Origin of the sequence: Paenibacillus lentus (genome assembly GCF_042714055.1) — a bacterium.
GTDB lineage: Bacteria > Bacillota > Bacilli > Paenibacillales > Paenibacillaceae > Fontibacillus > Fontibacillus lentus_A.
This window is the reverse complement of the sequence record NZ_JBHGVC010000003.1, coordinates 523,459-548,499: the sequence shown is the minus strand read 5'-3', so window position 1 is coordinate 548,499 and position 25,041 is coordinate 523,459. Positions and strand designations below refer to the sequence as shown.

Here is a 25,041-nt window from a genome sequence, read left to right as displayed (position 1 = left end):
GTGGCGCTAATACTTGTACACTATATGCGGGAATCGAAGGGAGTATGTCCACTTGTCCCGGCAAAAAAAGACCCCTCCCGAAATTGGCGGAAAGGATCGATCAACCTAATCGGCTTAGTTAGCCTGTTTAACTGTACGTATTCCCATGGTTTGGATTTGGATCGGTGACGGGAATTCCTTGATTTGAAGCTGTCGGCGTCGTTCCCGCACCGTTACTCGGAATCATGGATTGAATTTTATCCATAACGTAAGGGACGGCATCAATCATTTTCTCAAATAAATGGGTTTGGTTATCCAGCGGAACGATATGCACGCCCTGTTGACCTACGACGAGAAAGGCAATCGGATTAATCGACACGCCTCCCCCGCTGCCGCCGCCAAACGGACGCGCTTTATCTGATGTGCTGGACGCGGTGCCGCTATTTTCATCTACATTAAAATCACTGCCTCCCGCAGCAAAGCCAAAGCCAACGCGGCTAATCGGCAATATGACACTGCCATCCGGGGTTTCGACAGGTTCGCCGACAATCGTATTCACATCAACCATATCCTTGATGTTTTCCATGGCCGTTTGCATTAACCCTTGGATCGGATGATCTGACATGATTACTCCTCCTCTTTAAACTAAAATAATAAGAACTACCTTCACTCCTACAGTTTGCTCAGCGAGGGGACGTAATATGCGCCGCTGGAGAACAAAAGGAGTTCGCTGATCCGTTAAGATCGCGAACTCCCATTTTTTTGCCCTTGGGCAGTGATGCTGATCCATTTTTTTAATCCGCCTTTTACTTTTAACACGCGTACAATCAATACGAATCCGGCATACAGGGCGCGTCCACAGCGTATTTCGCCGTTGCACTCGAATTCGGTTACAAATAGCGGCGGCTTGCCAAAGACAGGCACCACGAACACCCTCGGTCTGCGACTTAAGCGTATGTAACAAGATAGCCAACCTATCAACGTCGTTTTTAATCCCCATAATGCTCCTGATAAAGTTGCCGTATGGGCAGCATCCGATAAAGCAACATTAGTAGACCAATCCAGCCTTTGGAAAGAAATATGCTTCAACGTGCTTGTCATCCATTTCTGGAGTCCTCTCGTTGCCCGCAGCATGTCATAGAACTGATCAGCCCAATATCGAACTTTATCCTTATTAATATCCTGGCCACTACTGGCTGACTGATCTTTCACCAGGTTATTCGAACGCTGCTGCTCCACCTGAATGCCGTCCTTCATATTTTTGAATACGATGTACGGAATTAAGTAACGGAGCCGAACCAAACCGTATAGGGCAGTAACCTCAAGCTGAACAGTTTCATTCTCATTTACTTTGCGGACAACCAAGTGGAACTTGATCAGGGATACCAAGATGATGACAAATGCGATAAATACGAGCAACAGGATCAGGATGACTCCGAGCCAAATCCACACAGGAAAGCCCTCCATACCAATTCAAATGAACATCTTGAAATAGTATGGCTTCGTAAAAAGGAAATAATTCGTTAATCTTGCAGCTTGTCCTCATTTACATCATCAAAAGTAAGCTGCTGCTCCTCCAGCTTCTGGAACAAAAGCTGCGTTTCTTCCTCTAATTGTTCTGCACTTTCGAATTCGGTCAGGTCAGGCAAATCCTGCAGGCTGCCAAGTCCAAAATAATCCAGGAAGGCTGCCGTTGTACCGTATAAAATCGGTCGGCCAATCGCTTCCGCACGTCCCACTTCATGGATCAAGTCCTTATTCACCAGCGTATGTATCGCTCGTTCCGATTTAACCCCACGGATCTCCTCGACTTCGATACGTGTAATCGGCTGCCGATAAGCGATAATGGATAAAGTCTCTAGCGCAGCTTGGGACAGGGACGAGCGTGACGGTGAGTACGCCAGCTTTTCGAAAAACGGAGCATGCTCGGGCAAAGTAGCCAGTTGATAGGTTCCCGCAAGCTGTACAATTTGCAGCCCTCGCCCCTCCCTTTCAAACGATGACTTCATGTCTAACAGAGCATCGGTAATAATATCCTGACGCTGTTCGGTGACTTCTGCAAGCTGCTTTACGCTGAGGCCCTCCTCTCCGGCCAGGAACAGCAATCCTTCAATAATCGATTTCAAGTCCCGATAATTCATCTGCCTTTACTTCCCCTCTCCACTCCATCACAATATCATCAAACAGCTTATTCTGATAACAAACGATTTGCTTCATTTTCATTAACTCCAAAATTGCCAGGAAGGTGACAACGATCTCATGCCGGTACATATCCGGATGCAGCAGCTTGGAGAACAAAAGCCTGCCTCCTCTCCCGGTACGCTCCAGCGCCGAGACCACATCGCGAATTCGATCCTTTACCGAAATTTCGTCCCGATGAATACGGGCGACCGAGCTGCGTTTGACAGCACGGCGCAGCGCCTTCTGAAACGAAGCAATCAAATCGGCCGCATGCAATCCTTTTACGGGATTCTCGAATACCTCGGGCATGAAGGGGGTCAAATCCTCGGCCTCTTTCGTAAAAATGAGGCTGCGCTCCCATTCCCGCTCATGCAAATGCTCGGCAATTCCCTTGTACTTGCGGTATTCGATCAGCTTACGGATCAGTTCGTCCCGCGGATCTTCCTCATCCTCCATTAAATAGTCAAAGTCTTCATCGAATTCGATGACAGGCGGCTTAGGAAGCAGCTGTTTACTCTTAATCGATAACAATGTAGCGGCCATCACCAAAAACTCGCTCGTAATTTCCAGCTCCAGCTCCTGCATGTTATCCAAATATTCAAGATATTGATCCGTAATTTCACTTACTGAAATTTGATATATGTCGACCTCTGCCTTATCGATCAGATGCAGCAGCAGATCCAGCGGACCCTCGAAGGTATCCAGCTTATAGGTTACTGTCGTCAATGGACATCCTCCACCCGTTAGAGGCAGCTCAAGAAGGAGCACCCTTCCCGAACACGCGAATTAAATAAAAAATGCAGTACCCTGAATAAGGGTACTACATTAAATAAGCACTATTTTAGCAAATTCGTCAAGTTAGCCATTTCAATTGCAGCCATCGCCGCATCCCAGCCTTTATTCCCTGCCTTCGTACCCGCGCGTTCAATGGCTTGCTCGATGTTCTCTGTCGTTACGACGCCGAAAATAGTTGGAACGCCTGTTTTCAGGCCGATTGCCGCTACCCCTTTAGCAACCTCGTTACATACATAATCATAATGAGAGGTTGATCCCCGAATAACTGTGCCTAGAGTAATAACTGCGTCATACTTGCCGCTTTCGGCCATTTTTTGTGCTGCAAACGGAATTTCGAATGCTCCCGGAACCCAAGCTACATGGACTTCCTCATCCTTTACGCCGTGGCGCTTCAGAGCGTCAAGCGCGCCTCCAAGCAGCTTGCTCGTAATAAATTCATTAAAACGACCGACTACGATTCCATATTTTAAGCCTTCCGAGACGAGATGTCCTTCAAATACTTGTGCCATAATTCGATTCCTCCAATAGTATGTTGTATTTTTCGTGAATATTAATTCGTAATTATTAAAAAGTGTTCATTTGCTAAGAACTGCTAGCTTTGGGTTGTTTCGTTTTGCTCGATCGCGTCAAAGTTCAGTAAATGTCCAAGCTTCTTTTGCTTCGTATGCAAATAATTGCTATTGTCCTCATTTTCTGTCATTTGGATAGGAACCCGCTGCACAACCTCCAAGCCGTACCCCTCAAGCCCGGTAATTTTCCTAGGGTTGTTGGTCAACAGTCGGATTTTGCGGACTCCGAGATCCTTCAGGATTTGTGCCCCAATTCCGTAGTCACGCAGGTCGGCCGGGAAGCCGAGCTTCAGGTTTGCATCTACCGTATCCAGCCCCTGCTCCTGCAGCTTGTATGCCTTCAGCTTGTTGACAAGCCCGATGCCCCGCCCTTCCTGGCGCATGTACAGCAGAACACCATTGCCTGCCTCTTCAATTTGCTGGAGGGCCGCCTCGAATTGCGGACCGCAATCACAGCGATGGGAATGGAATACGTCCCCGGTCAGGCATTCGGAATGCACCCGGACAAGTACGGGTTCTTCGCCGTCTATTTCACCCTTGACAAGAGCGACATGCTCTTTGGAGTCTACATCGTTCGTATACGCAATCGCTCGGAACTCGCCATAATCGGTAGGCATGCGCACTTCAACCTCGCGGGTCACCAGCTTCTCCTTCTCGTTGCGGTAATGGATCAAATCCTTTACACTAATCAGCTTCAAATCGAACTGCTTGGCGATTTTAACAAGGTCGGGCAGACGAGCCATCGTTCCGTCCTCCTTGATGACCTCGCATATTACTCCAGCCGGATATGAGCCGCACATCCGTGCCAAATCGACCGCCGCCTCTGTATGCCCTGCCCGCCGCAGAACGCCGCCCTTCTTCGCAATCAGCGGGAACATATGCCCTGGTCTGCGGAAATCGGAAGGCTTTGCATTCGGATCCATAATGGCCTTCACCGTCAAAGACCGCTCGTAGGCGGATATTCCTGTCGTTGTGTCCACATGATCAATGGATACGGTAAAAGCCGTACCGTGAAAATCTGTATTTTGCGCCACCATCGGCTTTAGATCCAATTCCTCTGCTCTCTCCGCAGTAATTGGCATGCAAACGAGCCCGCGACCTTCGGTAATCATAAAATTGATCACTTCAGGGGTCGCCTTCTCAGCCAGCGCCACGAAGTCCCCTTCATTCTCCCGATCCTCATCATCGACGACAATAATGACTTTGCCGCGCATAAGCTCGTATATCGCTTCTTCCACCCGATCCAATTGAATATCACTCATTATTTACGTCCCTCCCTTTAGCTGCTCTGCAAAAAATGAATTGAACTGACTTATACAAATCCGTTCTTCATCAAAAACGGCATATCGATGCCTGGCGATGGAGATTGGTCATCCGACCCTCCCCTGTTATTTCCTTTGCCAAACGCGAGTAAATGCTCGACGTATTTGCCGAGAATATCACATTCCAGGTTGATCGTATCGCCCTGGCGTTTATAAGCAAGAACGGTTTCCGCCAAAGTGTGAGGAATAATCGATACGCTGAATCGATGTCCCTCGGTGCGGACAACCGTCAGGCTGATCCCGTCAATGGTAATGGAGCCTTTGGGAATAATGTACTTAAACAAGGATTTTTCCGCTGGGGATATTTCATATACGACGGCATTTTGATCCTGCCTCACCCCCGTAATCGTCCCAACTCCATCGACATGTCCTTGAACGATGTGCCCGCCAAAACGGCCATCCGCAGCCATCGCCCTTTCCAGGTTTACTTTGCTGCCTGATCTAAGCTGGCTCAGGTTTGTGCTGCGAAACGTTTGCGGCATGACATCGACTGTGAAGGATGAGCCGTCGAAATGCGTAGCCGTCAGACATACCCCGTTAACAGCCACACTGTCGCCAAGCTTCATTCCTTGCGTGACCGTGCTTGCCTTAATGCCGATTACCATAGCCTCGCCCTTGCTTTGTACCGACTTAATTGCGCCAACTTCTTCAACTAGTCCTGTAAACATGCGGTTCCCCCTTTCTGCGTGAATCCATGGCTTTATATATGTTCCAATACATGTGCGTTCCAAACAGGATATCCTGCGATACAAACATTATCGCCGATTTGCTCTACGGACAGGTCGCTTAATGTGACCGCATCCTTCATCAGCTCAAAGCCTTCAAATACGAAGCTGCCTGGGGCACTTAAACCGCCAATCAATTTTGGGGCCAGAAACAATACCACTTCATCGACCAGCCTATTGTCGAGCAGCGACCCGTTCAGTCGGCCTCCTCCTTCGACGAGCAGCGATGATATTCCCAGCTCTCCTAGACTTTGCAGACCAGAACGTACATCCACCTGCGGTCCTTCCCCGCAAGTAATGATTTGAATTCCTTGATCTGTCAATGAAGTGCGTCTCTCTTCGGGTGCCTGCGTTGTAGTAAGGATCATGGTTTTGGCGGCACCATCGCGAAGCACCCTGGCTTCATCGGGAATGCGGAGAGTTGAATCGACAATGATTCTAGTAGGTGAAACTCCCGGTACCGTCAGTCTCGTCGTTAGTGATGGATCATCCGCAATGACTGTATCCACTCCGACCATAATTCCATCATGCCGGTGGCGCATCGTATGAACACGCTCGCGCGCCTCTGGGTTAGAAATCCATTTGCTGTCTCCAGTCTTAGAAGCGATTTTACCATCCAGTGTGCTGGCGGTTTTGATCGTGACATACGGCATTCCGGTAGTAATGTATTTGATGAATCGACGATTCAGCTTGATCGCTTGATCCCGAAGGACACCTACCTCTACCTCGATTCCGTTTCGCTTCAGCAGCTCAATCCCCCTTCCCGCAACCTGAGGATTCGGGTCTTCACAAGCAACAACGACACGGTTCACTCCGGCTTTAACGAGGCCTTCACTGCATGGGGGCGTCGCTCCATAGTGGCTGCACGGCTCCAGCGTGACATATACCGTGCTTCCTTTAGCAGCCTCTCCAGCCATATTCAGCGCATGCACTTCAGCATGCGGAGTGCCGCGCTTCAAGTGACTGCCCAGCCCGACGACTTCGCCATTTTTCACGATGACGGCTCCGACGACCGGATTAACGCCGGTTTGTCCCTGTGATCGATTCGCCATATCCAGCGCCAATCTCATATAATATTCGTCATTAATAATTTCCAATGATTTCTTCACCTCCACTCTTCACAACAAGGATCATCAGCAGCTAAGGAATTACAAAAGCCCCATCGGAGTCCGATGGGGCAATGAGAGTTTATACGCAAAATGAAAGCACTGAGCCGGATATGAGCAAACATGACGGAAATATAGGGACAAAGCGACCCTAAACCGCCATCACTCAGCCAACTCTTCAAGCCCTGCATTCTCACTGTTAATTTCGAAAAAATCAACCTTGTGAAAATTAGAACTTGAAAGCTATGCTTTAATTACAATGGATACACTCGTCGTCGATACGTCGCATATCCTGCGTTTCCTTCTCCCATCCAGACTATACTGTCGGTCCCGGAATCTCACCGGCTCAGCCGCATGCTTAATTTGTAGCGCATACGGGTCACGGACTTGTACTCGCTTCAGCTGGTTTAAGCTTAGTCAGAAGCAGTCATCACCGTCGGTAGGGAATTTCACCCTGCCCCGAAGTTAACGTTCAAAATATTTAGTTGTCAGTATACCTTGAATTTGTGACTTCGTTAAAATGTTACCACCAAAAAAATTAAAAAGCAAGGCGCGAATAAACACGAACACCTTGCAAGACGCAGCTATTTCATTCTGACTTAGAGATACTATGATATCATTTTTGTGTTATTCCGAGCTTTTTTATTATAAAAATAATTCCGAGAAAAATCCTTGCACATGGCAGGAACTTCATTATCTAATTCTCTATTTTAAATCTTTTATTCCTAATATCAGTTAATATATATGAAGGTGAATCTTCAATAAATTTATTTAACGATTCTATACCTCTAAAGGTAAGTATGACTTCCTCGCCATTTTGAACTATAAATTTGGTATAAATTCTTTGGTATTTATTCATCTTCTTTACTCCTAAATTAAAGTCATATTTGCTCAGCAAAGTGGTCTATTAAGCATTTATTGCTATGTACGGTGAATACATAGGTCCACTCTTTCAATTCTGGTTCAAACCATTCAAATAAATAAGAAATGCTGTGCCCCCTCTTTTTAAAGCTGAAGCATCGGATTACGATTTCCTGGTCGTAAGAGTAATCTTTTAATAATTTGCCTACTTCAATAAGCGGCGTTTCAACCGCTTTTCTTGAACATTCTTCTGCATCCATTTTTCTTAAATAAACGCTTCCGCATTGTAAACAGCTATACATAATTACTTAACCCCTCTGAATCCGTAATAATATCTTGAAGCGTTTGAAGCGTGTGTTCAAACTCATTTTGATGATTTACAACGACTTCATCGTAATATACCATGTTGAGAATATCCTCTTCATATGTAGTTAATTTCTTCTCTCTCGTCTCCAAACAGTCACCGCGTGCCAGCATCCGCTTTTGTACATCTTCTTTGTCTGCATAAATAAATAGGGATAAACAGTTTTTATACTGCTTTTCAATGATTTGCTTCAGCTTGAAATCAACAATAACAAATGCATTTCCCTTTGATAATTTATTTTTTAGTTCTTTTTTCGTGATTCCATAGCAATAATCCTCGCAACAAATCGACCCTACAAACCCATCATTCATTCTCAGGAAATCAAATTCTTTTCTCGTTAAATAAGCGTGCCCCGATTCATTCATGTCTCCTTCCCCTGGTTTCAGGGTTGTGAAGACTTTGAGCTCATTGTTCATTAAAGAACGAAATAATGAAGATTTTCCTGAACCGCTGCTTCCACTCACTAAGAAGAGTAAATTCATTCATCCCACTCCTATACATGAATTTTATACTTTTTTACTCCTTAATAAAGTAGGCTCTATGTAAATAGTAGCAAGAACACGAATTACTTTAAATCAATAAAATAATCAAATATTTTGATGTTTACTTTTCCTTGTGATCTTGCTTTTATGTCGAAAATATGTTGAATATTGTCGAAAATTTTTTTCTCTCTAAAATGCATAATTGTTAATCTGGGCATCCTTGCACCGATCCTTGTCCTTGCCCAATATTTTTTTCACAATATTATTGATCGCCGCACCAGTAACATCGATGACCAGATCGTCAGACAAATAGACTTTACGATAATAAGAGTTATAGCCGACTATTTTATCGATATTAACCACTAGTCCGCTATTTAATAATCTAAATTTTTTATTTTTTTCAACCATATAATCTAACAAATTCGTTTTCATCGTCGTATACTCTATGATTTCTTCATAGGTATGAATGAATATTTTTCCTTTTTTCGGCTGTTTGATGAAATAGATATCGTTTGCGCTAATGATTCTCAAACTATTATTTTCCAATGGCACTAGAACATATTCTCCTGTTTCGTTATGAAAATCACTTATCATTTTAATTAATTCAATATGCTCCTCCTGCGCGAAATGATCCATATCATTCTTAAGCAAAGCGATTAGTTTAGAAGGCTGCATACATTTCACCTCATTTTTCGCATAATAATATCACGTAAATAAAATATTTCATGTAATAAAAAGTCCTAGATTATTCTAGGACAATTCATACAGCTTGACGATCTGCTGTTCATTTAAAAACTCCTCTTTATACCGCTGAAGTGTAGCCTCTGAAACGTTGAACTGTTTTTTGATTTTCTCGAATCCTGCTTCCAGTTCATTCTCGATATAATAATTTTTAGCTACATGCAGCATTCCTGAATAAGAAATAAATGTAGGAGTTAAATGAGGTACCTCAAATTGCTTTTTGATTACCGCATAACGGCGATAAACAATATTCTTATCGGCCTCTTCGATATGCTTAACCCTCGTTTGCGAGGATCGGACAACGAAATTGTTGTCGATTAGCTTGGCTGCCTCGCTGCGGATCTCTTCCTTGGGATTACCATTGCTTTTTATGTATTCATCCTGGTTAATAGCCTGTCCCACTAATCGGATAAATTCCTCATCGACTTCGACTTCACGGCTGCATCCATCGGCATCAAAGACTTGCGCGGTCAAAAGATCTTGATCGATATGGCTCTGCTTTAGGTTTGTGATTTCCGCGTTCTCATAGCCCAGAATGCCGATAAACGGGGCATATAAAACGAGAGCATCCTGCGCATTTACCAGCTTCTTAAGAACGTTATGCAAGTCCTGATCCGTCCAGTAAAATTTATCGGGCTTGACGGCGAATTGCTTCTTCCACGCGGTATCCGTTGAATCCAAAGGATTCATACCTTCAAGATATCCTTCCTCAATCGCCCAATCGATATATCTGCTAACGTAAAGCACAGTTGACTTAGAGGCGTTTTCCGTAGAAGGCATAAACGTAAAAAATAACTTTCTCAATTCTTCACGATTGAAATCATAAATATCCTTGTTTAGATCCATCTCAAATAGAGAGGCGATCTTAAACAATCTCTCCAGAATGTTTCGCGTACCCTTCTTGTGGGTTGAGATATACTCCTGCTTCACTTCCTCATTGTACAACCTGTCATCATGAATAATGTTCAATGAATTCCCCCCCTTTTTTAGGCAAGTACCCGATCTACTTCTGAATTGATATAATCTCTGATTTGCTGCTTCACCTTATTGGAGTTCGTTTTACCTTGGCCGCCCATAATCTCCGTTAAAGACGAGGTTTCCTTGTTAAAATCAATCCCTTCGATAATCGCAACAATCTGATCCACCGGAAACTCTTTCCCATATTTGTCAAATAGCTTCTTGGCTATGGCAATAAAACCGACATGCATGTTATGATGACTCATCCAGGATGCTTCAAGATTCTTGATGCGATTCTTAACAAGAACATCTTCATACGAAGGTATTAAATATTCATAGAATCTCCTTAAGACATCCTGCACATCGTATTTATCCTTAACGCTCTCCGGAGCAAAGCTGATTTTAATGCTGTCTGCAAGAATGGCAAAGTTCGTGATCGTGATTTTCTTGTCGATCGCCGTTTTTATTTCCACTCTTCGATGCAGAACAGGAATGCTCATTAAATATTTCGTAATCTCTTCACTGTATTCTTCTCCGCCATAATATTTCACCAAGGTCTTATCAAAACGATTTACCGTGTTCGTCACGGCAAGTAATTTTTGCGCCTTTTCAATAGGATAATGCTTGATATCAATATTCATGTAGCCTTCAAAATCAGGATATTCCTCCATGATTTCAACGATCGCCATTAACCGATGCATCCCGTCAATGATATTAACGGTCGAGCCTTCATGAATGATCAGCTCCCCCTCCTCAAAAGAAATGCTGCTCTGGCCATCCACAAGAATATTAAACAAGATCGTTGAGGGACTATATTTCCCTTCTAGCATCAGCTTCTTTATATTTTGTACGCTCTTGCTTTTAATATCTGCTTTTTCGATGATTTTCCCCTTCGCATTGACTCTTTTTTTCGATAATCGCTGCGTTTGGAAGTTATACGTTAGAATTTTGTAAATCCATAAATCAGCGATGTCTTTATAGGACATAGCTGTTAAATAATCTTCATTCGTTACCCTAATTACGCTCGAAATCGTATATGGTAGTTCAATTTGTCTGGGCTGTTCAAATTTATACTTATTCACGTTTCTAATCTCTTGTTTGGAAAAGAAATCCGATAAGACCATTCTCGAATCTTGGGTAATCTCATATATCGCATTTACAAAAACAGCCAGGACTTCATCAGCGAGCTGTTCAATTTTCTCAGGCTGGGCAACGATTTCAATGAATGTTCCTCGAATCATGTTATGTTTTTCGGATAAATAATCCTCGATACCTCTTTGCAAATCCCTATGTAAAGCAATTTCCGATAGCACCATGGAAAGAATTTCATAAATATTCTTTTCATCTTCTGTTGTCACTAGCCCCAACTCCCTCTAAACGACATATTTTATTCCAACAGAGTATAGCATATGAAAAATAAAAAGAAAATATATCAAATTTAGCGTAATTAGCAGGCGCAAGTTAAAAATAGGATCAATGCGAACATTTGTTTGCAAACGAGCATATTCCATGTTAGTATTACCTTATTGGTAATATCATTCTCTTAATAAATATAACATGATGGAGTTGAGTCTCAATATGGAAAAACAGCAGAAATTATACGTTTCCGGGGAGATTACTATCCCTGTTTGCTTCCCTGTTTACCTGAATACGAAGGAAGAATCCTTAAAATTTGTTGCTAGCTTGCTCAATAAGGATACCATTTCGGTAATACACGGAGACATACATACCTGGAACCGCTCCACGTATCCGATCATCGCAAAAGATGTCCAGGTACATTGGCACGATGTGCTGACTGCCAGTGAAATTTAAATGATCAAGGGGCATGCCTATGTCCCTTTTGAAGTGAATTACATCTTGGAAGGAGCATCAGAGTGGCTGCATGTACGAATAAGCGCTATTGTATCGAGCGCCTGATTGCTTATGATGATTGCGCAAAGCTAGAAACATGGAAAAGAACGAAAGTAGCTTCGCCAACCCTATCGCCATTGGAAAACTTTATGGCGGAGGATTATCGCATTTTTGACATAATTAAAAATAAAGAAGTCAAAAGAAATGTTAATTTGAAAACGTGGCTTTAGCTGCTTAGGGGAGGTGATATGGATGAAATGCGGACATTCAAGGCTAAGCTGGCAAGATCTTTACTACGACGGCGAAATCGACGACAGAACCGAAATCTTCGACGAGGACATGCAGGAAATCATCATTATTCGGGCAGAGGATCGTTATACTGCAGGAGGTAATTTTATTGTCCAAACATTCAGCTTCTTTAAAATACGTTTATAAAATTCGTTCCTCCAGGCTTCGGAAGGCCAAATGGAATCTTACCCTATCGATTGAAGAAGCCATGAGAAATGAGGAAATCGTAGCATTAGCAGATAGTACGGCACTTCGATTCATATCGGAAATAGAACATAGAGAAAATCAAGACCCATACATATTAATCATCAGGAATCAGATCCATGCTTTAAAACTGAAAGACAATGTAGCCAGCAACAAAAAGAAGATCAGTTCCTTATATAAAAAGCTGTACGAGGCCTCATTCTTGTCCAGTTACTTGAGCGTTATTATCGACAACAATCAGGACTATGACCGATTAAACAGCAAAAAGGGATTTTACCTCAATGGCATAAAATATAAAAGATTATTAGCGACAACAAGCGGGGCGAAGAATAGTACCGTTGTCTTTATCAATAGCGAAATCTATGAAGAGTTGAATAGAAGAATCGATAACGGCAGGAATATGAACAAGCCATTTGTCCCTGCCAGGCTTGAAGCCTACAAATCTCTAGTTTGCAGTGCGAGCATACCGATGCCTCACCCTAATGGAATACTGGTCGTAAATGATTGTGAAACCTCATTCTTCAGCAATGTCATTGAAATTGACGATTCGGTCACGAAAAAGTACCCCAAAATGAGATATAAAGAAAATTACGACATCACGCTGAACGAAAGCGATGGTTATGGACTAATCCTCCCTTCCCTTAGCGAAAAATGGGCCAAGCAGCTAGGGGAAAATTATATTCCTAGCGGCTTTTGCATAAGAAATGCCTTTACGAAAGGAATGCTGTTTACGTTTGATTTTCACGCTTTTGCGGAGCAAATAGCCAAAAGCTATATCGTAAAGGATATTTGGGGAAATGAAAGAGACATCCGTCGAGCGGAAATCATTCTGACGGCCTCTATGCTTAAGCTTTGGGATTCCTATGATCATCTTGAGCACTATCTCCATAACTGCAAACAAAACAACTATACCTTCAGCGTGACCAAAGTAACTCCAGAGACCTTGGAGGATGAAAGAAATCTTAATTACCAGTTCATTCAGTCCCTGGATCTGTCCGACGAACAAATCACAGCGTTAATTACGCCAACCCTTAAAGAAATTCATGATATTTTAGGGCTGGATCCTTATAAGAGCATCTTATTCTTAAACGGCAAGGATATCACTGCGAACGCTTTTTATAAAAGAGGCAATGATTTCTCCAAAGCCCTTATGGCTGATTCCAGCGTTATTCACGATCCATTTATAAGAAATAAAATTTACGGAATGATCAAGAAAAGAATCAATGATGCCAAGGTGGGCGTGGTGAAAGTAGCTGGTAACTTCTCCACCATCTCCGGGGATCCATTTAGCCTATGCCAAAACATGTTTGGGATGGAGGTTACAGGGCTGCTTCGTGCAGGTTCCTTCTATTCGAAATATTGGAATGACAAAAACGTAAGCCAGGTCGCCTGCTTTAGGGCCCCGATGACCTGCGCAGAAAATATTAGAATACTTCACTTAGAAAATACGCCCGAAATGAGTTATTGGTACAAATATATGGATACCGTTACTATTTTCAATTCATGGGACACCACCACCCATGCTCTTAACGGAGCCGACAAGGACGGAGACGCCGTTCTTACCACCAATAATAAAGTACTGCTGGACAGCATAGAAAAATTACCTGCTATCGTATGCGTTCAAAAAATCGCCGAGAAAAAAATCGTAACCGAAGCTGATGCGATTCAAGCGAACAAAAACAGCTTCGGCGACGAGATCGGAAAAGTGACGAATCGGATTACTTCCATGTTTGATGTCCGTGCCAAGTTCCCGAAAGAAAGCAAAGAGTATAAAACGTTGACCTACCGCATTCAATGCGGCCAAAATTATCAGCAAAACGCAATTGATAAAGCGAAAGGCATCAACAGCAAGGACATGCCTAAAGAGTGGTATGACCGCCATGCTGCCGTTGCCTCAAAGGATAGAGACATGAATCTGCGTATTTTGGCCGACAAGAAACCCTATTTTTTTGGTTATATTTATCCGGAACTCCTAAAACAATATCGCAGCCATGTCAAAGCGTATGAAATGAACAGCAGGGAAAGATTCAGAATCGGCCTTAGCGAGCTAATCGCCAAAGAAGAACGAACCCTCGACGAGCAATTATTTATACAAAACTACTATGACTACATGCCCCTCTCCATCAGCAAGTCCGTCATGAACAGATTGTGCTGGATGGTTGAAGATGTGTTCGATCGCACGAAAGAAGCCGCTTCTAAAGCAGAATTTGACTATAGCATGTATAAAACAATGAAACCCTACTCCAAAAAATTAGTTCGCGAACTATCCGATGTACTGGAGAAATACCAAGAAACTGTAAAAAGCCATTCTCTAGCGAAGCGGAAAACTAGGATGACAGAGGATGAATCGCAGTCCGCCAGAATGATGTTCAAACAATTCCTAAAACAAGAGGTGTTTGAAAAGTGCAGCAACAAAGAAGATGCTTGCAATATATTACTGGATCTATGCTACCGCAAAAATGCAACTAAACAAATCGTTTGGGATATTTGCGGTGATCAAATCATTTTGAACCTGCTTGAGAAGAAAGGTCATACCATCACTTATCCGCGGCTGGATCAGCATGGCGGGATTTCCTTTGGAGGCAGTTTGTTTTCCCTTGAAACTACATATTTAAAAGATCTTGCTTAGGAGGAGCTGAAGCAGCATGAAATTAATCATTAACGAAAAGGAATTGGTGCATAAGGCTCTGACGGAAGGCTTCATCCATCAGAAAACTTCAAAGACTATTACCTGTTTAATTAAATACTATTACTCGCTTGGCATGAATCGGCAGCAAGCTCGTGAAGCAATCGAGCAGTTCATGCATGAGCATTACCCGCACTTCAACAGCGTTAAATGGCAGGATACACTGGATCGGTGGGTCAAATCCATTGAAAAACAAGAGCATTCCCTCTTGGAAATCAAAGAGGTCGTGATTACCCGTAAGGAATTGGAATATATCAGGAGCCTAAATAGTCTCGTTCATGAAAAGCTGGCCTTCGTCTATTTGCTGTACAGCAAAATTTTCAACAGGATGAATGGCAACGACTCCTATTGGGTGAACACTCCGCGAAGCGATATTTTTAAAGATGCCAAGGTGACGGCGAATAGCGTCAAGCAGGGACTGCTTGTCAATGATTTAATTACGATTGGCGCGATTGAACCGACCTTGAATACCAAAAAGTTAAGTAAAAGAGTCTTGTTCGCGAACGATCAGGATGATGCAGGAATCACCGTGAGGGATTTCAGAAATTTCATCTACTTCTACTTAGAGTGGCGTGGCGAGAAGATCATGAGCTGCAGCTCCTGCGGCCTCCTGCTTCGCCAAACCTCCAACCGCAAGAAGTATTGCGGCGAATGCTCCAAGGCAAAACAAAAGGAATGGCAACGGAAAAGCATGAAAAAAAGAAGAGAACATGAACTTGTGAAGTGATAGAAACGTCCCTTAAACGTTGATCCTTCAAGGGTTTCGGCGGTATTGTCCCTAATTTGTATTAGTGATAGGAATGCGTTATATTCCTGAAAAACAAAATATTTTATTTTTAAAGCGAAGCATGATCGTTTTAAATTTAGAATTACGAGGAGGTGCTAATATGAATAAATCGGAATCGACGGGGCTATTAAAATGGTAAATGAAGAAGACATTCATCTGGCTTTACTGGCTAATGAACCCGTGTTCGTTGAAGATGTCGGTTATATTCGTTCTCCAAAGCTAAGAGATGTTATTAAGCTAGGTTACAGCGACTACATGGATTCTCTATCGTCTCTATTGTTTGACAAGTCTCGAATATCCGGCTTGGGAGAAGTATCAGAATCGGCATTTGTGCTGGTGTGTTATTTCTTCATGCAAAACGATCACTTCAGAAATTCCTTTGCTAACGGAATAAGGCTTCTATTACATAAGGAAATCGAGCTTTTAGAGATGGAGGGCGTTCCTTATTTTGACTTAGGGGATGGGCTGACCCTTCACGAAGGCAATTTTCACCGCTTCCAGGAGATCGTGAAAATGGCGAATAAAGCGGAATTAGCCAATGAGAAGGAAGACTATATTCCTGGAAATTCCAAGGCCAAAGAAATGATCGAGAAGCTGATGAAGGGCAAAGCGAATAAGCCGGCCAAGAAGCCGGTCATCAATTTGCACAGCATCATATCGGGTCTATCCTGGAAAGCGACCAGCGGCATTCATATCGGCAATATTTTTGAGCTGAGTATCTACCAGTTCTATGACGGCTATTACCGGCTTGAAAATATCGATCATTACAACAGTGTTGTTACTGGAATTTATACGGGCAATATAGATGCAAAAAATATTAATATGCAAGAAATCAATTGGACAAAAATCATTTATTAGGAGGAATTTTTTTATGGCAGTTACAAATAGATGGGCAGTACGGGATGTTGCAACGGCATCATTTTTTGATATCGAAACAGGAAAGCTGAAAGTTAAAATCGACACGCTGAAAATGTCTAATATTGAGAACACCGCAGAAACGGTATATGCCGTTGGCGGAAGCGGTAACCCTAAATTGGTCGGGTTCTCCGGTGGCCGTTCCGCAAGATTCGTGCTGCAGGATGCGCTGTTCTCCAACGAAATGCTTGGCATGCTGCTTGGCAATGAAGTCACCTCCAGCACGAAAAACGTTATTAAAAATGAAGTATGCTTTGTAAGTGCGGATGCCGCTACGCTTGCATATACGCCGGCTGCCAGCGGAGCGCTGGTGAGCGTGAACTTGCTCCATGCGGATGGAACGGTTGGCAAAGCCTTTGATTATGCAGCCTCGGCACCTGCATCGGACAACTACACCGTAAGCGGCAAAACGATTACCTTCGCCAGCGACGAAATTCCAGATCAAAGCAAAATCATCGTTTACTACGAAACAGCGGCAAGTCCAGATACGAAAGAGATCCGTGCATCCTCCGATAAATTCGCAGGCAGCTTCAAGCTCGTGCTCGACGTATTGGTACGCGACTACCATCTTCAAAAGGACTATGCAGCGCAAATTACAGTTGATAACGCGAAGATCGAGGATAACTGGAATCTGAATATGCAGCCAGATGGAGAACCTTCTCCGCTTGATATTCCGATGGAGGCGTTAAAACCGGCCGACTCTCACGATCTGTATGTGATGCGGATTTACGATGAGGAAGATTTGGCGTAAGGATTCGGGAGGGCTCACCCCCTCCTCCCTCCTTTCTTCTCATCTTAAAGCTAGTGAATGCTTCCTTTGCTCATTTTCAGATGAAAAGAAAACAGCTCATCATATTTATTTCATGACCAAACCTGCATAAGCAGAATACGAACCTAGGAGATGATTGATTATGTCGACCAAAGCGACCAAAGCAACCGAAGAAACCAAAGCAACTAAAGCAACAGCTAGCAGTAAGAAATCCACGAAAGCGAATAAAATAAAAAATACGAAACTAACATTAGATAATTTGATTCAGGATGTTGATAAATACGAGCAGCTTCATCGGGTCAGCTTTGAAGACGGTCGTTATACGGAAGTGTATGCCTGCTTCAGACCTACGCAAATCGATGAAATGCTTGTTAATTTCTCCGAATTTATCACGGAATATAATCGGAGATTTCCGGAAATGAAAGAAAACAAACTTATGGATTATTTAAGTCTCCATATCCTGTTATTCTTCTCTACCTTAACGGAGCGGACAGACTATTCCTTTGAGGAGAAAATCAATATCTTCAATAAAATGCTGGACAGCGAGCTGGCCGAGACCATTTTTGAGCATTTTGACAAAACGGAAATTCAAAAAATCTATTCTCGCATTTGGAAAAAGTTCACCATGTACGAGGAGATGGTTCAAAACAACAAAGAGCTGCAAAGCGAATTGCTGGAATACATTGAAAACGCGAATTTAGAAAATAAAGATGTCATTAAAAATCTTCTGAACCAGAATAACTAAATGCCAAAGGAGTGACTCGCTTTGAAATTTTTCATTCATGAACTGGAATATGTCATCTCTTTTCTATATCGTCTGAAATTGATCGATTTTAGCTCGCGCATGAGAACCCGCTTTATTAAAATTTTGGCGGAGCGCTTTCAGCAATATAAGGAAGAATATTTTGACCTCGTGATGGAGCACTGTGTACTGGATGACGATGGTCAACCGGAAATTATTACGGAGGGCGAGATCCAGCGTTACAATATCAAAGATCTTAATGCGTTCCAAACCTCCCTTGCCCCCCTGCTGAATGAGGAATTCATCATTGAGGTTACGGATAACAGCCGAAACATGCTGAAGAGCGTTGCCTACTCCGTGCTGAATTGCGGTCTGGAGTTCGAAGGTGACGATCAGTTTAAATACGATGCTTTAGCTTCAAAGTTTGAAGAACTCAATCTGGACGAAATTTAATATACCGTTTATTAAAAATGGCCACCGGTTGGTCATTTTTTTTATGTAAAGGAGTGAGAACCATGGCAAATGATACGAAGATTCTAATTACGGCCGATATCAACATAAGCCCGTCGATTACCGCACTCAACAAAGCTATAAAAAATATCGAAAAGAACCCTTCTTTGAAGAAAATCAAGATTACGATTGAAATCGATAAGCAAGAAAGCGATAAGGTCGGCAACAGCTTCGGTCAAGCGCTAAAATCGGTTTACAAACAAACCCAAACTTTCATTAAAAATAACAAGGCTCTCTTGAAGCAAGGCATGCAGGATATTATTAAAACCATTCTTGAGGTCGATACGCAAATCACGCAGCTCAAGCGAGTCATGAACGAAGGAACGGATTTTGAAAGCATGCTGCGTGGAAGCATTCAAACGGCGAATGAGCTGGGACATTCCATCGGTGCAGTCAATGGCCTGCTGATTGATATTGGCCGCATGGGTTATGACGAGAAGCAAACCCTAGCCCTCGCCAAAACGGCCGCCCTGTTTCAAAATATCTCGGAGCTGACGCCGGATCAAGCGATCCAGACCATGACGGCGGCGATGTCTGCGTTCAATATCGAAGCGGAGGACAGCATTCTAATTGCCGACAGGCTTAACGCGGTAGACAACAAATTCACCGTGACAAGCCAGGATTTGGCCAGCAGCTTAACCCAGGCCGGAACTGCGGCTAACAATTATGGAATTTCCATGGAAAAGCTGATCGGTGATACGACAGCCATTTCAATAGCTACGCGTGAGAGTGGTGAAGTGATCGGTAAACTCGTTGCCGCCTGATCAAGTGATTGATTAGTGAAAATCTCGACTAATGGACTTGGAACTCCTATTCCCGAATAGGACGACAAGGGGCAAGTTTAAATACAGCCTGAACGACTAAATGTCGAGACATCTTCCCTTCTTAGCTTAAGAGTGAAGATGATGCGATAGTCTGAACACACTAGCAATAGTGTGAGAAGCGGTCGAGTGTAAAGACACTCCTGGAAGCACCGTTTCCGCTGCACTTCTTGGTTTAAGATTGTGCAGTCCGTAGGACGCCAAATGTCCGAAAGTAACAGCCTGAACTCACTGACCACGATTTACTCACGCCTGACGACACTTGGAGAATCCGAACAGGTACTGAATAGCATTGGCATTTCCATGAAAGACATGAACGGCAATGTGAAAAACGGATCTGTGGTTCTGGACGAAGTTGCCGGCAAATGGAGCAATCTAAGCAAGGAGCAGCAGCATAACACCGCACTCCAGTTAGCTGGCCAGTCTCAGCTCTCCCGATTTATTGCCCTCATGGAGAACTACGATACCAGCACAAGAGCAAGCGAAACCGCCCTTAACTCTCAAGGATCCGCGATGCGGGAAAATGCCGAATACATGAATTCCCTCGAAGCCAGAATCCAAACGATGAGAACCGCCTGGGACACGCTTGCCCTATCCATGGGAAATGCCGTCATTAACGATTCTATCATTGGCGTAACGAGTGTATTAACGGGCTTGATGAAAGTGTTAACCTTTAGCATTGATAAAATTGGTTTGCTTCCTACTCTGCTAGGAATCGTTGGTACTTCGGCTGCCACTGTAAGTAAAAATTTTAGAACAACCACGATTGCCGTTTTAACACTCGGTAAAGGTATGACATCACTTGGAGTGTCCGCAACAACAGCGAAAATAGCTCTAAGAGGCTTAATGGCAAGTACTGGAGTGGGACTTGCTCTAGCTGCATTGGGTTTTGTACTTGAGAAGGTCATTAATTTATTTGGGAGTGCTGGAGAATCTCAGCAAGAGTATTTTGATAATTTAAAGCAAAATATTGAAGATACACAAAACAATATCGTATCCCTTGAGAATCTAAGCAAAACACTCAGTGACCGAAGTAAATCTCAAGAAGAATTAAATAAGGCTCTTGAGCAAACCTCCCAGTCCGTCCCAGATATCATCAGTCATTACACCGCCGAGGGAAAAGCTGTTTACAAAACCAAAGCAGAAATAGATAAACTTATTGAGTCTGAAAAGGCCCTCAATCTAGAAAGAAGCAAAAGATTATATCAAGAATCAACGGAAACGTTAAAAGATACTGCGAAAGAAATTACTTCAAACCAAAAAAAAGTTGGGAAGCTGCAGAAGAAGCATGACTACGCCTCAGCTAAGGTTGACGCACTATTATTCGCCGAAGAATTCATTAATAATAATAGAAAAGATCTCGACGAGCTGGATGAAAATTCTAAAGAATATATTAAAAAAGTTCAGTCACTTAATGATGAAGTTGCTCGTATATTCAGTGAAAAAGGTCAGTACGTTGATGAGAGCTGGCTTTCTAAAGAAATATTTGGTCATGGCGGCATTACTCAAGCAGTTACTGCGGCCAGATCAGAACTGGGCAAACTTGATGGAGAATTCCAGGATGCTAGTAGCAAATATGAAAGTGGATTAAAAGACTTTACGGATCTTTTTAAAACCTATAACAACACCCTCGTTACTGAAACAAATGTGACAGATCATAATGTCAGACTTTTTCTAGACAATCTGAGTAATTCCTTTTCGAAAACAATGAATGTTACGAAGTCGAATTCAGATGAGTTAGTTTTTCAATATGAAGACTTGGCCTCTGATATCAACCAGTACCTGATAGACAACAAAATAGATCTGGCTCAAGCAATTGAGTCAGGGAACACCGCTGCGATTATTGTTGATCTTAAGAAAAAATTCCCTGATTACATTAATGTTCTGAATGATCTGGCCATTTCTTTAGCCGAGACATCCAAAACTGGTAAAGCAGGCTTACCGGTATATGATGAAACCGGAAGGGAAATCGGCAGAATAGCAAGTGCAGCCGATGCGGCAGCTAGCAGCTTCCGTGGGTTAAAGGAAGTTCTTGGGGAAAACAATGAAGTCATTGGATTTACGGGTTATTTAACAAATACCCAAGGTACGATCGGCTATTTGAGCGAGTATTTGCAAGATGCAAAAGAAGAAATGAAACTTCTGAATGACGCTGAGAAAGAGCTTGAAGAAGGCCAGTCCCTCTCAATATCGACCATAAAGATGCTCAATGATAAATATGGCGATTTTGCTGACGTTACAAAACTGGGACGCGAAGAAATACTTCTTTTCCTGCAAGCAAAAAAACAACAGCAAATCGAATCCATAAAAGCAGACATTCAAGAAACCCAAACCTTAATCAATAATGCAGATGAGAGAATTAAAAAAATTAAAGAAGAACGTCAGGCATTAATTGAGACATATGCTGCTAAGGTAGCAAATGGTACAATGACTGATCTTCAAGCAGAACAACTGGCATTCGGCAAAATTGCTGTAATACAAAATAATACAGAATCTGAACTTGAAGACGAGACTGTTCGACTTAAGTTATATAAATCTGCTCTCGACGAGCTTACCAAAACGCAAAATTCAAACGAAAAAGAAACCAAGAATTCAAAAGAAACTTTGAAAGAAACTACTGAGGTGCTCTCAAGGCTTCAGCAGCAAATAAATACCGTTGACGATGCTATCAAAAAAGTCAACAGCCAGCGTGAACGCTACGCTAAACATTCTCAAAAGTATCGCGACTCGATAATTGCTGAAAATAAATTATTAGCCGAAAAAAACAGGCTTTTAGAAGAAGGTGTTAAAGACCCTTCTAAGTTGCTGCCAGTAAAACAAGAAGTTAATAGTTCTGGAACTAGCGGCTCGTCTAGTAACCCTATCAATAATATGCTATCTGCTGCTTCCGGTTTACAAGGTACTTTCACTTATAAACAAGTTCCCGGTAAGTTCAAAGGCACCTATGAGGAATTCACGAAGCAAGCCGTGTCGGATTGCTCCCAATTCGTACAAGAAATGTTCGAGGAGTTTTTAGGTATCAACCTCCCTCGTACCGCTGCTGAACAAGCCAAACAAGGTACAAAGGTCGATAAAGCAGACTTGCAAAAAGGGGATCTTTTATTTTTTAATACCACGGGCAAAGATAATTCTCACGTTGGTATTTATATGGGTAACGGTGAGTTCATCCATATGGGTGTCAATAGCGGGTTAAGCACTCAAAAATTGGACAGCAAATATTGGTCAGAAAAATACCAAGGTGCAAAAAGAGTAACTAACAGCAGTTATTCCAGCAGTACTTCCTTTACAGGTGGGCACTCAAAAAAAGACCTCGACGAAGCAGGCAAACAGGCTGCACAAGAAATAGCCGAAAATAATGCTAAAATCTATCAAGGACAGCGGAATTATCTAGAAAGTGTCCGCGCCTATTATACAAATTTACTAGATATCGAAGACGACAAAATTCACAAATCGCAATTCAACCAGTCGAATTACACTGATTACTCAGAGGATTGGAGAAAGTATGAAGCTGACGTCGTCGGTAATTTAATTAAAAAGAGAGATATAAAAAAACAGGAATATCAAGAGTTCCAAAATACGATTGATGCAAAAGGATTTGAACCTGAGCTTTTTGAAGCCGATCTACGAAAGCTATTACAAGAAATCGATGATATTACACTAGAAATTAACGGCAAAAATCTCGGGATCATTAATAGTAAGCTTGATGAATTCAGCGAGAAGACCTCCATCGTTAATAAGGAGCTCGAGCTATCTAAAGCTAGAATGGAACAGGCAAGTGAGAATTCTGCTGAGTACTCTAAAGAACTGTCTTTGCAAATTTCGCTAACCAGCAAGCAAATCGACATTAATCAAGAAGCCATCAAATATCTTGAAGAGCAATTACAAAGCGAACAGTTGTCAGCAAAAGCCAAAGAAGAATTAACCAAAGAACTTCATAGCTTAATCATTGCTAACCATGAATATAACCGTTCCATCAAGGATATCAGAGAAACCTACGCCGATCAGATTATCAGCAACTTCAAGAAAATGATCGAGACACAGCGCGATCTAGAGCTGGATACCCTTGAGGAACGCACCAAGGCGGAAAACAAAAGACACGAAAAGTTCATGCAGAACATCGACGAGGAAGACAAGCGGTTTGAAGACTATATCAATAAGCAAATCAAACTGCTCGACCGTCAGAATGCCTCGGATGACTATGAAAGCGAACTGGAGAAAAAACTCAAAGAGCGGCAAAAGCTCCAGGAAAGCCTGAACAAGTGGTCCCTGGATCAATCTATGGAAGGCAAAGCGAAACGCAAAGAATTGCAGGAGCAGCTGGATGCTGCGGATGAAGAGATCGAGCGCTATAAATTAGAGCGTGAAAGAACCCTCACCAAAGAAGGCCTGCAGGATCAGTTGGATGATCGCAAGAAGTATACAGAGAAGGTCAAAAAGGATCAAGACGATCTTCATAAAGATACGCTCGAGAAGATCGATAGCGAGAAAGAGAAGACGCAGCAAAAATATAAAGATATTCTCGAAAACGAGAAGTATTTTTATGAAATAAAGAAAAATCTGCTCAGCCAGGATGCTCAAGTTGTTGAAGCAACGCTTAATGAACTAAAGGGCAAGTACGATACCTTTTTCTCTATACTAAAGAACCATGCCTTCGATACTTCCCAAGCTTTCGAAAACCTAAACTATGCTATGCAATTGGATTATGACAAGATGTCCAATTTCCCCTTTGCGAATAATAGTAGTTCTAATAATAGCAGTAACAATGCTGGCAGCCCGAACTCTCCTGCCTCCCCTGCTTTTACAGCAAAAGAACTGGAAATTATCGAACTCATGAAGGGCAACAGTAAAGCATGGGCAGCAGCTACAAATCAGAACAGAAGAAATGAGATTGCTGCAGAAAACTTGCGGCTCGGTGCTCAGATTGGAGCTACGCGCGATGACAAAACCGGAGTATGGTTCAAAAATGGGGTCAAATTATACCATAACGGCGGAGAAGTCGGAGTAGCCGGAACCACGACTCAAACCTGGTGGGAAAAAATAAAGAGCACCCTGAAGCCTAACGAAGAATTAGGCATTCTCAAAACTGGCGAGGTAGTCTTGGATAATCCTCTGCAATTCGTTTATAATTTTGCCGGCGAAATGTCCAAGAAGCTCTCTCTCCTCTCTCCATCCAGCAGCACTGCCAATGCGGTTTCGGCGGTCTCTGGCGGAGGTGTCGCGATCGATACTGTTATCATTCAAGCCAATGACCGCGAGACGGGAACCAGCCTGCTGAACAAGTTCGAATCCGCGATGAACAGATCCATTAAGAAAGGAACATTTAAAAAATGATATGCTGGCAGAGCCGCTTTCCCATCCGAAGGCCCGCTCTGCTTTTTGCGATTTA

24 protein-coding genes and 1 riboswitch are annotated in these 25,041 nt (G+C 42.8%); of the genes, 11 read left to right on the top strand and 13 right to left on the bottom strand.

All coding sequences use genetic code 11. The features are described 5' to 3' along the window. Positions 1-127: 127 nt before the first annotated feature. The 13 genes from ytfJ to ACE3MQ_RS09270 all read right to left on the bottom strand — a co-directional run bounded on the left by ytfJ (position 128) and on the right by ACE3MQ_RS09270 (position 11,440). Complete coding sequence (ytfJ, locus tag ACE3MQ_RS09330) at positions 128-604, bottom strand: GerW family sporulation protein (protein WP_379392335.1); 477 nt, start codon at positions 602-604, stop codon at positions 128-130. A 113-nt stretch (positions 605-717) separates the two neighbouring features. After that, positions 718-1,431, bottom strand: coding sequence for a DUF2953 domain-containing protein (locus ACE3MQ_RS09325; protein ID WP_379392334.1), 714 nt, complete (start codon positions 1,429-1,431; stop codon positions 718-720). A 71-nt stretch (positions 1,432-1,502) separates the two neighbouring features. Continuing rightward, the gene (scpB, locus tag ACE3MQ_RS09320; RefSeq protein ID WP_379392333.1) at positions 1,503-2,120 is read right to left on the bottom strand and encodes an SMC-Scp complex subunit ScpB; all 618 of its coding nucleotides are present in this window, start codon (positions 2,118-2,120) and stop codon (positions 1,503-1,505) included. Beyond that, on the bottom strand, positions 2,089-2,886 hold the full coding sequence (locus tag ACE3MQ_RS09315) for a segregation and condensation protein A (protein ID WP_379392332.1): 798 nt from the start codon (positions 2,884-2,886) through the stop codon (positions 2,089-2,091). The genes scpB and ACE3MQ_RS09315 overlap by 32 nt, the downstream gene beginning before the upstream one ends. 110 nt (positions 2,887-2,996) lie before the next feature. After that, positions 2,997-3,464 (bottom strand): 6,7-dimethyl-8-ribityllumazine synthase, encoded by a 468-nt coding sequence (ribH, locus tag ACE3MQ_RS09310; RefSeq protein ID WP_379392331.1) that lies wholly within the window; start codon positions 3,462-3,464, stop codon positions 2,997-2,999. Positions 3,465-3,547: 83 nt separating this feature from the next. Next, complete coding sequence (locus tag ACE3MQ_RS09305; protein WP_379392330.1) at positions 3,548-4,786, bottom strand: bifunctional 3,4-dihydroxy-2-butanone-4-phosphate synthase/GTP cyclohydrolase II; 1,239 nt, start codon at positions 4,784-4,786, stop codon at positions 3,548-3,550. Between the two features lie 50 nt (positions 4,787-4,836). Continuing rightward, entirely contained in the window at positions 4,837-5,514 is a 678-nt protein-coding gene (gene ribE / locus ACE3MQ_RS09300) for a riboflavin synthase (protein ID WP_379392329.1), read from the bottom strand. A gap of 32 nt (positions 5,515-5,546) precedes the next feature. Continuing rightward, entirely contained in the window at positions 5,547-6,668 is a 1,122-nt protein-coding gene (gene ribD / locus ACE3MQ_RS09295; protein ID WP_379392328.1) for a bifunctional diaminohydroxyphosphoribosylaminopyrimidine deaminase/5-amino-6-(5-phosphoribosylamino)uracil reductase RibD, read from the bottom strand. Between the two features lie 304 nt (positions 6,669-6,972). After that, a riboswitch (FMN riboswitch) is annotated at positions 6,973-7,148 on the bottom strand. Positions 7,149-7,558: 410 nt separating this feature from the next. Continuing rightward, a complete protein-coding gene (locus tag ACE3MQ_RS09290) occupies positions 7,559-7,840 on the bottom strand; it encodes a hypothetical protein (protein ID WP_379392327.1) in 282 nt (93 codons plus the stop codon). Beyond that, a complete protein-coding gene (locus ACE3MQ_RS09285) occupies positions 7,833-8,384 on the bottom strand; it encodes a hypothetical protein (RefSeq protein ID WP_379392326.1) in 552 nt (183 codons plus the stop codon). The genes ACE3MQ_RS09290 and ACE3MQ_RS09285 overlap by 8 nt, the downstream gene beginning before the upstream one ends. A 189-nt stretch (positions 8,385-8,573) precedes the next feature. Then, positions 8,574-9,059, bottom strand: coding sequence for a hypothetical protein (locus ACE3MQ_RS09280; RefSeq protein WP_379392325.1), 486 nt, complete (start codon positions 9,057-9,059; stop codon positions 8,574-8,576). Between the two features lie 75 nt (positions 9,060-9,134). Beyond that, entirely contained in the window at positions 9,135-10,094 is a 960-nt protein-coding gene (locus ACE3MQ_RS09275) for a phage lytic cycle repressor MrpR family protein (protein ID WP_379392324.1), read from the bottom strand. A 17-nt stretch (positions 10,095-10,111) separates the two neighbouring features. Then, positions 10,112-11,440, bottom strand: a complete 1,329-nt coding sequence (locus ACE3MQ_RS09270; protein WP_379392323.1) for a DNA sulfur modification protein DndB — start codon at positions 11,438-11,440, stop codon at positions 10,112-10,114. Between the two features lie 220 nt (positions 11,441-11,660). Between ACE3MQ_RS09270 and ACE3MQ_RS09265 the strand changes: the two genes are divergently transcribed. From ACE3MQ_RS09265 to ACE3MQ_RS09215, 11 genes are all read left to right on the top strand, one after another. Further along, the gene (locus tag ACE3MQ_RS09265; RefSeq protein ID WP_379392322.1) at positions 11,661-11,894 is read left to right on the top strand and encodes a hypothetical protein; all 234 of its coding nucleotides are present in this window, start codon (positions 11,661-11,663) and stop codon (positions 11,892-11,894) included. 62 nt (positions 11,895-11,956) lie between these two features. Further along, the gene (locus tag ACE3MQ_RS09260) at positions 11,957-12,163 is read left to right on the top strand and encodes a hypothetical protein (protein WP_379392321.1); all 207 of its coding nucleotides are present in this window, start codon (positions 11,957-11,959) and stop codon (positions 12,161-12,163) included. Between the two features lie 22 nt (positions 12,164-12,185). Further along, positions 12,186-12,368: a hypothetical protein gene (locus ACE3MQ_RS09255; RefSeq protein ID WP_379392320.1), complete on the top strand. Its 183-nt coding sequence runs from the start codon at positions 12,186-12,188 to the stop codon at positions 12,366-12,368. Beyond that, a complete protein-coding gene (locus ACE3MQ_RS09250; RefSeq protein ID WP_379392319.1) occupies positions 12,331-15,054 on the top strand; it encodes an RNA dependent RNA polymerase in 2,724 nt (907 codons plus the stop codon). Before ACE3MQ_RS09255 ends, ACE3MQ_RS09250 begins: the two co-directional genes overlap by 38 nt. A gap of 16 nt (positions 15,055-15,070) precedes the next feature. After that, entirely contained in the window at positions 15,071-15,838 is a 768-nt protein-coding gene (locus tag ACE3MQ_RS09245) for a hypothetical protein (RefSeq protein ID WP_379392318.1), read from the top strand. A gap of 192 nt (positions 15,839-16,030) precedes the next feature. After that, on the top strand, positions 16,031-16,756 hold the full coding sequence (locus ACE3MQ_RS09240; protein ID WP_379392317.1) for a hypothetical protein: 726 nt from the start codon (positions 16,031-16,033) through the stop codon (positions 16,754-16,756). Between the two features lie 13 nt (positions 16,757-16,769). Further along, positions 16,770-17,564 (top strand): hypothetical protein, encoded by a 795-nt coding sequence (locus ACE3MQ_RS09235; RefSeq protein ID WP_379392316.1) that lies wholly within the window; start codon positions 16,770-16,772, stop codon positions 17,562-17,564. A gap of 160 nt (positions 17,565-17,724) precedes the next feature. Continuing rightward, positions 17,725-18,327, top strand: coding sequence for a hypothetical protein (locus ACE3MQ_RS09230; protein WP_379392315.1), 603 nt, complete (start codon positions 17,725-17,727; stop codon positions 18,325-18,327). Positions 18,328-18,348: 21 nt separating this feature from the next. Continuing rightward, positions 18,349-18,777: a hypothetical protein gene (locus ACE3MQ_RS09225; protein WP_379392314.1), complete on the top strand. Its 429-nt coding sequence runs from the start codon at positions 18,349-18,351 to the stop codon at positions 18,775-18,777. A gap of 62 nt (positions 18,778-18,839) precedes the next feature. After that, positions 18,840-19,598, top strand: a complete 759-nt coding sequence (locus ACE3MQ_RS09220) for a phage tail tape measure protein (protein ID WP_379392313.1) — start codon at positions 18,840-18,842, stop codon at positions 19,596-19,598. Positions 19,599-19,859: 261 nt separating this feature from the next. Continuing rightward, the gene (locus ACE3MQ_RS09215) at positions 19,860-24,986 is read left to right on the top strand and encodes an NlpC/P60 family protein (RefSeq protein WP_379392312.1); all 5,127 of its coding nucleotides are present in this window, start codon (positions 19,860-19,862) and stop codon (positions 24,984-24,986) included. Positions 24,987-25,041 lie beyond the last annotated feature (55 nt).

Bases quoted from the DNA above. Each gene is read 5' to 3' on its own strand.
- scpB (WP_379392333.1), bottom strand. From the start codon at position 2,120: ATGAATTATCGGGACTTGAAATCGATTATTGAAGGATTGCTGTTCCTG.
- ACE3MQ_RS09265 (WP_379392322.1), top strand. From the start codon at position 11,661: ATGGAAAAACAGCAGAAATTATACGTTTCCGGGGAGATTACTATCCCT.
- ACE3MQ_RS09280 (WP_379392325.1), bottom strand. From the start codon at position 9,059: ATGCAGCCTTCTAAACTAATCGCTTTGCTTAAGAATGATATGGATCAT.
- ACE3MQ_RS09305 (WP_379392330.1), bottom strand. From the start codon at position 4,786: ATGAGTGATATTCAATTGGATCGGGTGGAAGAAGCGATATACGAGCTT.
- ACE3MQ_RS09290 (WP_379392327.1), bottom strand. From the start codon at position 7,840: ATGTATAGCTGTTTACAATGCGGAAGCGTTTATTTAAGAAAAATGGAT.
- ribE (WP_379392329.1), bottom strand. From the start codon at position 5,514: ATGTTTACAGGACTAGTTGAAGAAGTTGGCGCAATTAAGTCGGTACAA.
- ACE3MQ_RS09235 (WP_379392316.1), top strand. From the start codon at position 16,770: ATGGCAGTTACAAATAGATGGGCAGTACGGGATGTTGCAACGGCATCA.
- ytfJ (WP_379392335.1), bottom strand. From the start codon at position 604: ATGTCAGATCATCCGATCCAAGGGTTAATGCAAACGGCCATGGAAAAC.
- ACE3MQ_RS09220 (WP_379392313.1), top strand. From the start codon at position 18,840: ATGGCAAATGATACGAAGATTCTAATTACGGCCGATATCAACATAAGC.
- ACE3MQ_RS09245 (WP_379392318.1), top strand. From the start codon at position 15,071: ATGAAATTAATCATTAACGAAAAGGAATTGGTGCATAAGGCTCTGACG.
- ribH (WP_379392331.1), bottom strand. From the start codon at position 3,464: ATGGCACAAGTATTTGAAGGACATCTCGTCTCGGAAGGCTTAAAATAT.
- ACE3MQ_RS09230 (WP_379392315.1), top strand. From the start codon at position 17,725: ATGTCGACCAAAGCGACCAAAGCAACCGAAGAAACCAAAGCAACTAAA.
- ACE3MQ_RS09215 (WP_379392312.1), top strand. From the start codon at position 19,860: ATGTCCGAAAGTAACAGCCTGAACTCACTGACCACGATTTACTCACGC.
- ACE3MQ_RS09255 (WP_379392320.1), top strand. From the start codon at position 12,186: ATGAAATGCGGACATTCAAGGCTAAGCTGGCAAGATCTTTACTACGAC.
- ACE3MQ_RS09240 (WP_379392317.1), top strand. From the start codon at position 16,031: ATGGTAAATGAAGAAGACATTCATCTGGCTTTACTGGCTAATGAACCC.
- ACE3MQ_RS09285 (WP_379392326.1), bottom strand. From the start codon at position 8,384: ATGAATTTACTCTTCTTAGTGAGTGGAAGCAGCGGTTCAGGAAAATCT.